12 protein-coding genes are annotated in these 13,608 nt (G+C 39.1%); 6 read left to right on the top strand and 6 right to left on the bottom strand.

Going from position 1 to position 13,608, the window contains the following annotated elements; genetic code table 11:
• Positions 1-92: 92 nt before the first annotated feature.
• Positions 93-869 (top strand): pyrimidine utilization protein D, encoded by a 777-nt coding sequence (gene rutD / locus V6252_RS05830; RefSeq protein ID WP_341609709.1) that lies wholly within the window; start codon positions 93-95, stop codon positions 867-869.
• Positions 870-887: 18 nt separating this feature from the next.
• Positions 888-1,484, top strand: coding sequence for a malonic semialdehyde reductase (locus V6252_RS05825; protein WP_341609708.1), 597 nt, complete (start codon positions 888-890; stop codon positions 1,482-1,484).
• A 440-nt stretch (positions 1,485-1,924) separates the two neighbouring features.
• Here the strand turns inward: V6252_RS05825 and V6252_RS05820 are convergent, their stop codons facing one another.
• The 5 genes from V6252_RS05820 to V6252_RS05800 all read right to left on the bottom strand — a co-directional run bounded on the left by V6252_RS05820 (position 1,925) and on the right by V6252_RS05800 (position 7,848).
• The gene (locus tag V6252_RS05820; protein ID WP_341609707.1) at positions 1,925-2,698 is read right to left on the bottom strand and encodes a sulfite exporter TauE/SafE family protein; all 774 of its coding nucleotides are present in this window, start codon (positions 2,696-2,698) and stop codon (positions 1,925-1,927) included.
• Positions 2,699-2,884: 186 nt separating this feature from the next.
• Positions 2,885-4,390, bottom strand: a complete 1,506-nt coding sequence (locus tag V6252_RS05815; protein WP_341609706.1) for a tripartite tricarboxylate transporter permease — start codon at positions 4,388-4,390, stop codon at positions 2,885-2,887.
• A 5-nt stretch (positions 4,391-4,395) separates the two neighbouring features.
• Positions 4,396-4,851, bottom strand: a complete 456-nt coding sequence (locus tag V6252_RS05810) for a tripartite tricarboxylate transporter TctB family protein (protein WP_341609705.1) — start codon at positions 4,849-4,851, stop codon at positions 4,396-4,398.
• A gap of 116 nt (positions 4,852-4,967) precedes the next feature.
• Positions 4,968-5,981, bottom strand: coding sequence for a tripartite tricarboxylate transporter substrate binding protein (locus V6252_RS05805; RefSeq protein WP_341609704.1), 1,014 nt, complete (start codon positions 5,979-5,981; stop codon positions 4,968-4,970).
• Between the two features lie 577 nt (positions 5,982-6,558).
• Positions 6,559-7,848: an SLC13 family permease gene (locus V6252_RS05800; protein WP_057761043.1), complete on the bottom strand. Its 1,290-nt coding sequence runs from the start codon at positions 7,846-7,848 to the stop codon at positions 6,559-6,561.
• A 316-nt stretch (positions 7,849-8,164) separates the two neighbouring features.
• Here V6252_RS05800 and V6252_RS05795 point away from each other — a divergent pair, with 316 nt between their 5' ends.
• Positions 8,165-8,890 carry a GntR family transcriptional regulator gene (locus V6252_RS05795; protein ID WP_191113992.1) on the top strand — a complete coding sequence of 242 codons (726 nt, stop codon included), beginning with the start codon at positions 8,165-8,167 and terminating at the stop codon, positions 8,888-8,890.
• A gap of 271 nt (positions 8,891-9,161) precedes the next feature.
• On the opposite strand, the gene V6252_RS05790 is transcribed toward V6252_RS05795, so the two are convergent.
• The gene (locus V6252_RS05790) at positions 9,162-9,593 is read right to left on the bottom strand and encodes an Lrp/AsnC family transcriptional regulator (RefSeq protein WP_057761040.1); all 432 of its coding nucleotides are present in this window, start codon (positions 9,591-9,593) and stop codon (positions 9,162-9,164) included.
• Positions 9,594-9,761: 168 nt separating this feature from the next.
• On the opposite strand from V6252_RS05790, the gene V6252_RS05785 reads away from it, so the two are divergent.
• The 3 genes from V6252_RS05785 to V6252_RS05775 all read left to right on the top strand — a co-directional run bounded on the left by V6252_RS05785 (position 9,762) and on the right by V6252_RS05775 (position 13,403).
• Positions 9,762-10,856 carry an ornithine cyclodeaminase gene (locus V6252_RS05785; protein WP_341609703.1) on the top strand — a complete coding sequence of 365 codons (1,095 nt, stop codon included), beginning with the start codon at positions 9,762-9,764 and terminating at the stop codon, positions 10,854-10,856.
• 30 nt (positions 10,857-10,886) lie between these two features.
• On the top strand, positions 10,887-11,903 hold the full coding sequence (locus V6252_RS05780) for an arginase (RefSeq protein WP_341609702.1): 1,017 nt from the start codon (positions 10,887-10,889) through the stop codon (positions 11,901-11,903).
• A gap of 96 nt (positions 11,904-11,999) precedes the next feature.
• Positions 12,000-13,403: a YjiH family protein gene (locus tag V6252_RS05775; protein ID WP_341609701.1), complete on the top strand. Its 1,404-nt coding sequence runs from the start codon at positions 12,000-12,002 to the stop codon at positions 13,401-13,403.
• Positions 13,404-13,608 lie beyond the last annotated feature (205 nt).

Below are 13,608 nucleotides of genomic sequence, written 5' to 3'. Positions count from 1 at the left end.
AATTGATTTAGTCAGTTTAATTTAACTTGATTTTATAAGCTATTAGATACTTTTACCGCAATTTGAATTTTGCTGAAATTGGATGAAACCCTATGTTAGTTAAAAAATATCCTTGTAAGAACGACACGTCAGAAACGATCGTATTTAGTTCAGGTTTAGGCGGGCATGCTGATTTTTGGTTACCTCAAATTGAGAGTTTTACCGAGCATTACAATGTGATTTGCTATGAACAAGAGGGCGTATCACCTGATAGTGACCTCTTACCCAATGACTATTCTATGCAAGATTTAGCAGAACAATTAATTGAAATTTTAAAACAAGAAGGGCTGTCTAACTGTCATTTCGTCGGTCATGCACTTGGCGGGTTTATTGGTATGGAAGTCGCTTATAAAGCGCCAGAGTTGTTAGATAAACTGGTTATCTTAAATGGTTGGGAAAGCCTAGATCCTCACACTATTAAATGTTTTAGCATGCGAACCAGTTTGCTACAAGATACAGGGGTAGAGGCATTTGTACGTGCCCAAGCGATATTTTTGTACCCACCGATCTGGATCTCAGACAATATAGAAGCACTCACGCAAAAAGAAAATAAGGCCATCGCTAACTTTGCGCCAGTCGAGAACGTCTTAACGAGACTAAAAGCCTTGCAGGCTTATCAACCCCTGATAAATGCCAAGCATATCAAAAACAAAACGCTAGTTTTAAGCAATCTTGATGATGTTTTGGTGCCATGGCAACGCGGTTTGGCTTTAGCTGAAAATATGCAAAATGCCCAATTTGAGTTAATGCTGACGGGTGGACATGGCAGTACAATCACAGAGACCTGCTCAACCAATAGCAAAATCCTTCAATTCTTATCCAAAAATTAATATAAATTAGGACGTACTATGACTGATTCCCTATCGTTATCCTCAGAAGGTCTAGATCAGCTGTTTGGCAAGGCCAGATCCTTTAACGCTTGGCAAAAAAAAGACGTGCCAGATGCACTACTTGAAGAGATCTATCACTTAGTTAAAATGGCGCCTACCTCGGCCAATTGTTCACCGGCGCGGTTTGTATTTCTCAAATCTGATGACGCTAAAGCGGAATTAGAGCCAGCATTGTCATCAGGTAATATCGAAAAAACAATGACAGCACCTGTCACAGTGATTGTTGCTTATGATGAAGAGTTTTATGAGCAACTTCCCAAATTATTCCCACATACGGATGCCCGATCATGGTTTAACTCTAGCCCTGAACTCATAACAGAAACGGCGTTTAGAAACAGTTCTATGCAAGCAGCTTATCTGATTTTGGCTTGTAGAGCCTTGGGTTTAGACACGGGCCCAATGTCTGGATTCAATAATGAACTGGTAGATAAAACCTTTCTTAAAGATAGCAAATGGACTTCAAATCTACTGATTAATATAGGTTATGGTCAAGAAGATCAATTGTACAGCCGTCTGCCAAGATTAGATTTTGATGAGGCTTGTCAGATTTTATAAAAACAAGCGATTCATCCATGTGAAAGGGTAGCTGCTTTCGACTGGGTTATTAAGTGAACCATAATGATGCCTAATAACTATTTTTGATTACAGCGCTCTGAAACTTAGGGTCTTCCACTACAGCTCTTTTATTGCAGGCATAAAAACAGCCCCAACCTTGAGATTGGGGCTTTCTACATTTGGCAAACATAATATGATTCGAACCAACGATCTCTACTATTTTAAAGTAGGTCAACTGGATGTTATGGAGTGACAATATCTTACATGTATTGATTCTATCGAATTATAGGTATTATATGGTTGAACAACAACAATGTAAGTTGTAATGCAATTAATAAAAATACTGTACGCAGATATTCAATCAGTAAAAATATATGCGGTGAAAGTACTGTCATTGTTTATGCAAATGTACTATGAATAGTTATGGCATAGAAGAGTCTCTAGAACAGCACATCAATATTTCTTATTATCATTATTAGGCCACTTATTACCATTAGTATCAGCAGCATAATTCTAAACTGGCTAATACTAATACCTGCTAAAAAGCGTTTGCCAATGATATTGCCAATCACGGCGCCCAGTCCTAATACAAGACCATACGCCCATATCTTGACGGTGAGTATCCCAAAAAAGGTGTAGCTGACGATTTGTACAATACCTACAAAGAAAGAATTAGCTGTTTTGGTCGCAATAAGGCTTTCTTTTTCCAGTCCAGCATTCATATAAAAAGGGTTAAGTATAGGGCCGAGGCCACCCACCAAGGTGCTCATAAAGGCAATGACAAAGCCCACAGGTACAAAACCTACTTTTGGCATATCAAATGTTCTACTTACCTTACCAAACTTGTATTGGAAAATAGTAGAGACTAAAAACGCACCAACCAATAACTGAATCCAGCCTGCGTCCAAACGACTAAACACCAATGCGGCTAGCCATGCACCTACGATAGCGCTTGGGACATAATACTTGGTCAATGACCAATCAATATCATGCCAAAATAGATAAAGTCGCGAGGCATTACTCAGAAAGGTAGCCACGTTGATCACAGGTGGTGCAATCGCTGTCCCTACCATCGAAGAGGTAACTGGTATCAGTAGCATAGCACCGCCACCACCAGATATAGTGGAGATAATAAAAGCGACCATGCCAGCGACAAACAAACCTACTAAATGCCAAGTTGGAATGGTTTGCAATAAATCTAAAACAAAGAGCACTATAAAATCCTATTTCATAAGTGACATCAAGTAGTGATGTTTTGCTAATTTTGGACAGCTGACAGAAAGAGCTGGGAGTATTAAATAACTGTTGCAAGTAGGGTGAAAGGATCTCTAAAAAAACGGTGGCCATACATAGAGTATAACCACCGCCGGAGAGACATTTAGAGACGAACTAGCAAGAACTTATGCAGCAGTCTTCTTAAAGCGCTTACGATACATTTTACGAATGATTGGCATGAATATCATGACAACTACCAGACCCCATAGTGATACGGTGATTGGGCTACTCCATAGAATAGACATTTCACCTTGAGAAATAGACAAGGCACGTCTGAGGTTAGACTCCATTAGCTCTCCTAGTACATAACCTAGAATAAGGGCTGATAGAGGGAAATGTAGCTTACGTAAGAAATAACCAAATATCCCAAGTCCTACCATGAATACCATATCAAAGGTCGTGCTGTTGATAGAGTAAACACCAACGAAACTAATAGCAGCAATAGATGGTATCAAGATATAGTTTGGTACATTAAGTAGCTTAGAAAATACACCAACCAAAGGAATATTCATTACTAACAAGATAACGTTACAGATGAATAATGAGGCAATCAGACCCCAAACGATGTCTGGCTGTTCGGTAAATAGCTGCGGACCTGGCGTGATATTATATAAAGTCAACGCACCCATCATGACCGCTGTCGTACCAGAACCAGGAACACCCAAGGTCAACATCGGTACAAATGAACCACATGCTGATGCGTTATTAGCCGCCTCTGGAGAGGCTAAACCACGAAGATCGCCTTCACCAAATTTGCCGCTGTCTCCAGCAATTTTACGTTCACTAGCATAGGTCATCGCACTCGCGATAGTCGCACCTGCACCAGGCAAAATACCAACGAAAAAGCCCATTATGCCACTACGCACCATGGCGCCAATGGTGAAGAGAAATTCTTTTATGTTGAATAAGCTACGCTTACCTTGCGCGATAATTTTCCCACCAGTACTGGTTCTTTCGAGCAAAATCAAGATTTCACTAACACTGAAAAAGCCAATAACGATCGTTGTGAACTGAATACCATCAGATAAGTTGACTGAATCAAAGGTATAGCGATAGATACCTGTGACCGCATCGACACCAACAGTAGCCAGACCCAAGCCGATTAACGCTGACACTGCTGTCTTGATAGGTTGATCACCAACCAAACCACTCAAACAGCAAATCGCGAATACCATTAATACGAAATATTCAGCAGGTCCAAAAGACACAGCCCATTTAGCCAATAGAGGTGCGAACAAGACCACACCAATGGTCGCAATCGTAGAACCGATAAATGAAGCAACCGCAGAGATGGACAAGGCGATGCCAGCCTTGCCTTGAACCGCTAGCGGATTACCATCCAATGAGGTCATAACCGCCGCGGCAGATCCCGGCACGTTAAGTAGAATGGCAGAAATACGACCGCCATATTCACAACCAAGATAAACAGCCGCTAGTAAGATAAGTGCACTCTCGGGTGGTAGACCAAGGGCAAAGGCAAAAGGCAATAGAATTGCCACACCATTAATAGGGCCAAGGCCAGGCAACATGCCTACAACTGTACCAATAAAAGCGCCAATGAGTGCAATCAGTAAGTTTTTGGGCAACATCGCTACGCCAAAACCTTGCATTAAAAAGTCAAAAGTTTCCATAATAGCTATCCCATTATTCCTGATAATATTCCAAGTGGCAGAATCACATCCAAAGCCATGTCAAATAAGACATACAGGGCGACACTGATCACAACTGAAAAAATAAGGCTTTTAATAGGATTTCCGGCAAATAGTAAACCAACCGCAAAACACATCAGTGTGGTAGCAATCACAAAACCTAAAGGCTCAAAAATTAAGCTATAAATCAATAATGCGCTGACACACAGCACAAGATTCCTAAGCACTACGTTGTTATAGCCTAAATCGATGACTTTCGTAAATCGTGCTGGACGAAAGGCAATAACCAAGGTCAAAAGCGCCGTAAGTGAGAAAATCAAAATAGGATAGGGTCTAGGGCCGATAGGATCATAGGCAATAGGAGCAACGTAACCAATAGCTAAATAGACCAAAAATAAGCTAAACAGCCCCATTAATCCAGAAAACGCACGTTCCATTGTCATAGAAGTATTCCTTAAATTCCAAAATAAGAAGGTTGAGAGATGTCTCATCTGTCAACCTTCGATAAATACTATAAAAATCAGTATTCAATCATTAAGGGGATATGATCTGGGTAATGCTACTTAGCTGCAGCATCAACAAGACCGTACTCAGCAGACAATTCACGTAGCTCACCGGTACGTTTATAAACATATGCTTCTAGCTCATCACCAGTCATAGAGAATGGTAGTAGCTCTTGTTGCTCGCGTAATTCAGCGAATTTTGGATCCGCAAGCATGTTATCAAAGCTTGCTTTCCACCAGTCATAAGCGGCAGGGCTGACATCTGGACCCATGTAATAACCACGCATGACAGGCCAAGTGACGTCATAGCCTTGCTCTACAGCAGTAGGAATATCGGCCATAGTGCCGCCCAATCTTTCATCTGCGAATACGGCCAATACACGTAGTTTGCCAGCAGTGGCTTGTGGCATGATTTCAGCAATACCAGCACTTACGACAGTCACATGGTTACCCATGACCGCTGTAATAGCCTCGCCGCCACCTTCCATCGCAACATAAGTCATATCGCTAGGATTAACACCAACCGCTTTAGCTAAAATAGCTGTTTGCATCCAGTCCTGACCACCAACACTACCACCAGCGGCGAAACTGATTGCTTTTGGATTTGACTTAAGCTCAGCAACCAATCCTGCCAAATCTTTGATAGGTGAGTCTGCATTGACAGCGATAGCACCATAATCAGTACCAACGGCTGCTAGCCATTTCACGTCTTTTTCGGTGAATTTACCAAATTTACCTTGCGATAGATTTAGGATAGAGCCAGTAGAGAAAGCAATGATTGCATCGTTATTAGCACGATCGTTGGCAACGATTTTGTTATAAGCAACAGCACCTACGCCGCCTGGCATATAAGTGACTCGCATTGGATCTTCTAATAGGCTGGTATCTCTTAAGCCAGCTTGAGCAAGTTTACAAGTCAAGTCAAAGCCACCGCCTGGTTTTGCTGGGGCGATACATTCTGGACGTGAAGGGGCGTCATAACTGGCATCAGATGCTGTCGTATCAGATTTATTACATGCGGTAAGGGTGAGTACAGAAAGGCCAAGAGCCAAATAGGATAGTTTGTTCACACGACACTCCTTGTGTGTATTTTTAATGAATAGCTCAATAGAATTTTGAGCAAAATAATAAAGTGATGACAGATGAAGTTCAGATCATCCTGACAATAACTACTAAACTTCATAAAAGTAGAGTTTTTAGCGTTTTGCAAAAGTAACAGAATATTATAGAAATAACAAGAAACATATGTATGTATACATGAATTTTATTTTAAGGTACTATCATAATGACTGATAACAAATTACTTATTGTCTCAATATCAAGGAAGAGATAAGACAGCAGAACCTTCAGAATACAAGATGATGATGTCGATAAAAACTAATGAATACAATGATTTATAGGTATTTATAACCATGAGAGAGATATTAAAAACATGCTAGGGTATGTTTTTTCGGATAAGAAAAAAGCTGTCTCGGTAGATGAAGTCAGTGAGATGAGATTAAGCGCCAGAACGGGCAATGCATTAGGTATTTAAGAAGTTTGATTGTATATGTCAGTCAAAAGACAGCTGCTTCAAAACTGTCTTTTGGGAGGGGTTTGCTTAAGGGTAGAGCGTGTTCCCATTCTCAACATAAGAACACATGCTAGTTAAAACAGCAGCTGAATAATGAAAATTGCTAATATGCCAATACCAATATCTAAGGGTACCGCTTTGAATAGTAGCGCATTAAATAGCTTGTTTTTTTCTATAACTACTTGAGAAGCGCCCAACATTAGACTGCCTCCTGATGAGAAAGGAGAGAGTGATGAGCTTTGTGCTCCCACCACAATACAGGTAAATAACAATAGAGGGTTAAGTCCAGAGGCGACGGCTAAAGGCAGCACCATAGGAAATAGAGTAGGAGCGACCACGCCAAGTGTACTAGCAAAGATTGACATGATTGCGCTAATAACGAAGACCAAAATTGGTATCATCCAGATAGGGACGTTGGTACTTAGCCATTCTGTTAGCTCATAAATAACACCGATCTCAACGCCAAGGCCGATCAGCATACCAACCCCACAAATCATAATAAGTGTATTCCAGGGGATTAAGGCAATTACTGTTTTTTCGTCACCTAATTTTAATAATAAACTGATTAAGGCAAAAATAATTGCGATAAAACCAATGTCAATCCGAGCGTTCAAAAACTGAATTGCTTCTATGTTAGGCATTAGGAGATTTAAGATGGGTACAATAAGCACGATAGCCATCATGATAAAAATCAGCATAATAGATTGTTTTTGCTTATTATCGAAAGGCTCTGGTACTATCGTTTGAATCGCAATTTTGCTATTTTTGGCATTAAAAAAGCAATAGATACCTAGGACGATCACTGGCATGAGAAAGGTAACCGCAAAGACACCTAAAACGTAAGTAAAGGTATTATCATTTGCGACGCCAGCCCCGCGCATCAGCTCTCGAAAGATAACCCCACTTTGTGAGGTGATAAAATTAGCACCAGCCAATGCACCATAGTTAACAGATAAAGTAGCAATGACAAGATTCAAATTAGTACGTTTAGACAATAACAGAATCATAGGTGCCATCGTGGCTAAGACGGTGTAATAACCAGCCCCTAAGCCAGCAACGACCGTAGCGGCAAAGAAAATAACCAACGGTAAAAACTCGGGAAAATGACGACATCTATAGATCAAATGATTCGAAAGTTTTTCTAAAGCGCCATTCGCTAAAGGAAAATTGTAGAAGAGAGTAACGGCAAAAATAACAAAGAAAATTTTGAGAGGCCATAGCTCAACAATTTCATAAGCGCTCATTCCCATACCGAAACAGCCGATGAGGTATGAAAATGCAATAGCAAATAGACCAATATTGATCTTGGTGGTATAGCCCAAAATAATACATATGACTATTGCGGCTAGAATATAAAGAGTCATTACTGTCCCTTGAACTTAACTACATGAATTCTATAGAGAACTGTATTGACTTCTATAGGTAAAGAGCATTACGAGAATATTGACAAACAACTTTCTAGATTACAGAATCGTATAAGCCTGAAATGCACGTATAAATAAGTGGAATAATAGCAAAAAAAGTAATATGAATTAGATAAGATTGCCCACAAAGTGCTAGACAGTCGTTAGTATTGCAATGATATATAAGGTTTTCTTAGCGCTTAAGATAGAGTACTCCGTTATATTCCAATCTCTAAAATGATAACAATTCATAAACCCCTTAAATTGTGGTGAAATAATGCTAAAAAATTTAGAAAAATTTAAAATACCACGGTATGAGCAAGTGCGATGGCACATTTTGACTTTATTGACAGAAAGTAAATGGGATGAAAACACACCTTTACCGACTGAGCAGGAGTTTGCAGATAAGTATCAAGTATCAGTCGGAACCGTTCGAAAAGCGGTTGAAAAGCTGGTCGACGATGGCGTATTAACCAAATATCAAGGCAGAGGTACCTTTCTAAAGCGTCCAGATTTTGAAAGCTCATTATTACGATTTTTTAAATTTCGTGATAAAGATGCCTGCTATGCGACACCGACAGGCGTGGTCAAAAAGGTCATGGTAATAGAGGGTATTGAAGAGATTAATGAAAAGCTAGATATTGGTAAGAATAAAGCGCTTATTTATATAGAACGTGTACGTATCATTGAAGGAAAAGTTTCGCTGAGTGAAAAAATTTGGTTACCTAAGAGTCGTTATCAAGCCTTTGTAAATCTAGAGCCTGAAGATTTTGAGAATTTGCTATATCCGTTTTATTATACAAAGTGTGGCCAGTTTGTCTCATCTGCCGTAGAGACACTATTTTTTGTAGCCAATCACGTAGACCCTTATTTAGATAATAATGAGCAAGAAAACCTAGTGAAGGTATGCCGTATTGCTAAGAGTCTAGAAGGTGATCCTATCGAATATAGAGAGTCATATGGAATGGCGGAGAAGTTCAGCTATGAAGTTAATATTATTTAATAAATAGTAAGCCATTAGTAGGTTTTTTGTCTTAAGATAAGATAAGCTATCGTCTGAGTTAAAGATACCATCGTGTTCTCATACTAAAGAACGTAGTAAAAGATACGTTCTTTAGTTTTATTGTACCAGTCAAATAAAAATTAAAAAATCTAGCTTATAAAGCGCCAATATATTCTTTTTACGTTTACCTTCAGGCGGCCTAGTCACAACATCCTAAGTCAATATCTATCAGATAAACAGCATATCTCATGTGATTGTGAGTTTAATGACACTACAAACTCGAAAGCAGAACACTTGTTTCACTATTCAAAATGCCATCAATCTCTCTGACTTGGCGCAGCACTTCATCAAATTCCCTCAAGCTTGTCGTGTGTATCTCTCCTACCAAGTCCCACGCCCCGTTGGTTGTATGTAACTTAATCAATTGCGGGATACCTCGCAGTTTCCTAATTACTTGTGAAGTAGACTTTCCTGTTACTTCAATCATCATCATCGCTTTGACTGTTTCTTTATCTAGTGCCTCATGCACTCGAATCGTAAATCCTAAAATAGCACCGTTGTGAATCAGTCTATCCAATCTGTTTTGGACAGTGGCACGAGAGACTTTGAGTTTTTTAGCCAGATTTGAGATGGTTGCTCGACCATCTTGTCGAAGTTCAGATATCAATTCGCTATCTAGAGAGTCATAAGTGTAATACGCCATAAAAATGCTTCCTTCATTGGATTTTGACATTATGCTAAGTAGCACCTAACAATGTGTCAAAAAAATGTCCATATTTGGTAAATTATTGACATTTTAACTGACAATTATAATTGGTAGCATATTAATTGTCGGTTAAATAAATAATATTCATGGAATGGAGCAAAATTAATGTCTAAATTTATCGTATCACAGAAGCAGGGTGTGCCATTTGTTAGCGTACAGGCGATGGCTGAAATCATTAGTAATTATGGTATAGAGCAGACGATAAAAGAATTGGTAGATGTTTTAGAACAAGATTTTTCTCGTTGGGATAGTTTTGAAAAATCCAGTCGTTTTGCTTCTCATTCCAAAGACGGTGTCATAGAGTTAATGCCTGTCAGCGATGGTGAAATGTTTGCGTGTAAATATGTCAATGGTCATCCGATCAACACCAAGCGCGATTTGCAGACGGTAGCCGCTTTTGGCTTATTGTCTGATGTCGATACCGGCTATCCCATTCTGCTGACAGAAATGTGTATCTTAACCGCCCTACGCACTGCGGCGACTTCTGCATTGGTCGCCAAACATTGTGCGCCCAAAAACGCCCAGACTTTAGCGCTTATCGGTAATGGTGCTCAGGGTGAGTTCCAAGCAATGGGTATGAAAGCAGTCGTGGGTATCTCAAAAGTGCGTTTATATGATGTCGACCCAGCCGCATCTGAAAAAGTAGCGCGTAACCTTGCCGATTCAGGTCTAGAGATTACTATTTGCAAAACGGTAGAAGAAGCGGTTGAAGGCGCAGATATCATCACTACCTGTACCGCAGATAAGAAAAATGCCACGATTCTTCGTGATGATATGGTCAAAAAAGGTGTCTACATCAATGCCATCGGTGGTGACTGTCCTGGAAAAACGGAGCTGGATGCCAACATCTTGTTAAGAGCCGATCATGTGATTGTGGAATTTGAACCGCAAACCCGTATTGAAGGCGACATTCAACAGCTCTCTCAAGATTTCCCTGTGACAGAGTTTCACCGCATCGTAAATGGTGAAAAAGAAGTACGCACCAACGAAAATAACTTGGTTGTATTTGATGGTGTTGGTTTTGCCTCAGAAGACTTTACGGCTTTGGTATTTTTGCGTGATTTGATTAAAAAACAGGATGCATATGAGCTGCTTGACTTGATTCCTCAGCAACAAGACCCTAAAAACCTCTATTCGGTCGTAAAAGCTCATAGCAAAGATCGTAGCATAGAGACGGATGAAGCGATGGCTGCATCATAAGTCATTTGAATATAGAGAAATAGGAGTTCAATGCCAGATGTGGACTCAAGTGATGAAAAAATTGTTTTATTTAATAGAGACAAAATAATGAATGATTTAATGAAAAACGTGCGAATAGTAGAAGTTTATTCAGATGTCGCAGGGCATAAAAAAGGCGCGTCATTAGGAATCGATGCATTGCGCGCATCATCAAAAGAGATGAATGCAGACTACTATGAAAAATTGCAACTTGATAGTATAAAAAATGAATATATACATGAAGAAGAGTCGCCATTTAAGCATGCAAAATACGCCGATGTAATTGAACCTGTTATTTCTAAATTGGCGCATAAAATCAAAGATATAAGAGATGAGAATCAATTTCCGATTGTTATTGCAGGCGATCATTCTAGCTGCGCAGGCACGATGCATGGTCTAAAAATGGCGCACCCCGATGCTGAAATCGGAGTGGTTTATATAGATGCTCACGCTGATTTTCATTCACCATATACCAGTGGATCAGGAAATATGCATGGCATGCCTTTGGCGATGGCTTGTGCCATTGATAATTTGGAATGTCAGCGTAACGAGCTTTCTGAAAAAGAAAAAGAGTATTGGGAAAAGTTGAAATTTATGGCATCAAGCGAGCCATCAATTAAGCCAGAAAATGTGGTGTTTTGTGCGGTTAGAGACTATCAAGAAGAAGAGATGGATTTAATCAGAAGACATAAAATCCCTTTATATAGCGTTGCTGAGATAACCCAAAAAGGCATCAGTTCTACCGTAGAGGAAATCTTTAAAAAACTAGAATATTGCGATCATATCTATGTTTCGTTCGATGTTGATAGTGTCGACCCTTTATATGTGCCAGGAACCGGTACACCTGCAATGAATGGCCTGTCATACGAGCAAGCGATGCAACTTAATATAGAGTTAATTAAGAACAAGAAAGTATGCTGCTGGGAAATGGCAGAGATAAATCCTTTGTATAACAACTCAAAAGATGACTCGACCAGAATATTTAAAATTTTAGAAAAAGTGACCCACACACTTTTGAGCAATTACTAGTACTGAATATTTAAAATGAGTAAAAGAATCTAGCCTAAAGGGGTTTGTTAAAACCTTCTTTAGGTTGGTTAAAAAGGGACTGCGAGTAAAAATAATATGGACATTATTAAAGCCAGCGCTGCAAGTCGAGATGTTAGCGGTATCAATATCAAACAGTTTTTGAAGTTCTTTATCCCATCTATCATAGGTTTGATGCTTTTCGTATTTCCAATTCCTTATGTTGACGGTAAGTTTGTCACCTATGCAGAAGGATTTACCATTCCTATATCTGTATTGAAGGATTATATACAGGGTTATATCGGTGATCTTTTGCCGTTATTGGTTGTCACCTCAATCATGATTACCTTGTGTTGCACCTTATATACTAAAATCATGAAACCTGCATTTATTCTGAATAATGCGTTTCTAAATAATTTATTAAACGTTACAACGCCTTGGCTTATTATTAGGATGCTTGGTGCGTTCTTTGTTGTCGTGACCTATTTTAAATTTGGGTTTGAGTCAATATATTCAGACAATATTGGCGGCTTAATATTATATGAATTAATGCCAATACTTTTTATTGTATTTTTCTTGGCTGGATTGCTGCTACCGTTATTGCTTGATTTTGGCTTATTAGAATTCTTCGGGGTTCTACTAAGTAAAGTAATGAGACCTTTATTTGGTTTACCAGGTAGGTCATCTGTAGATTGTTTAACGTCATGGTTGGGCGATGGCACTATCGGTGTGTTATTAACCGATAAACAATTGGAAGGTGGGTTCTATACCAAAAAAGAAGCGGCAATTATTGCTACAAGTTTTTCAGCAGTGTCGATTACATTCTGTTTGGTTGTCATCTCTCAGGTTAAGCTCGAAAGCTACTTCATCAATATGATTGGGGTCGTTGCTTTATGCGGCATTGTTTGTGCGCTAATAGTCCCAAGGTTATTACCTTTATCTAGAATTGAAGATACTTATACTATCGAAAACAGTGATAGAGATCATGAAACCATTCCCGAAGGAAAAACACTATTTACCCACAGTTTACATAAAGCCGTTCAAAAAGCAGATAAGAGTCCAAGTTTTCTTACTTTCTTAAGAGATGGGCTAAAAAACATTTTGGATATGTGGATTGGGATATTGCCTGTCGTTATGGCAATCGGCACTATGGGTTTAATCGTTGCAGAAGAAACACCTGTATTTGATTATTTAGGTATGCCGTTTATTCCATTCTTAGAGTTATTGAACATACCTTTTGCTGCAGAAATGTCAAAAACGATCATGGTAGGTTTTGCCGATATGTTCTTGCCAGCTATTATCGGTTCTTCAATAGAGTCAGAGTTAACGCGATTTGTCATCGCTTGCTTGTCAGTGTCTCAATTGATCTATATGTCAGAAGTCGGCGGGTTAATTTTAGGGACAAAAATCCCAGTAAGCTTTTTTCAATTATTGATAATCTTTTTACTAAGAACAATCATCTCATTACCAATCATTGCGGTATGTGCTCATATGATTTTTTAAATAGAACTTTCTAAAAGCTAGCTACAACACGTTTGAGTAGAGAATCAGCAGTAAAAAACCACCTTAATAGGTGGTTTTTTGCTATCAGTCTCAAGCCATAGTTGAATTCACATAATTTCGATATAAGGCAATCGAGTTCAAGCTATATATTATTTCTTGCAACCATACAAAAATAGATATACGATTCATATACGTTTCGTATATT

The sequence above is a fragment of the Psychrobacter proteolyticus genome (assembly GCF_038155145.1).
Taxonomy (GTDB): Bacteria; Pseudomonadota; Gammaproteobacteria; order Pseudomonadales; family Moraxellaceae; genus Psychrobacter; species Psychrobacter proteolyticus_B.
The sequence above is the reverse complement of the archived record's forward strand: the minus strand, read 5'-3'. Positions and strand labels throughout refer to the sequence as shown.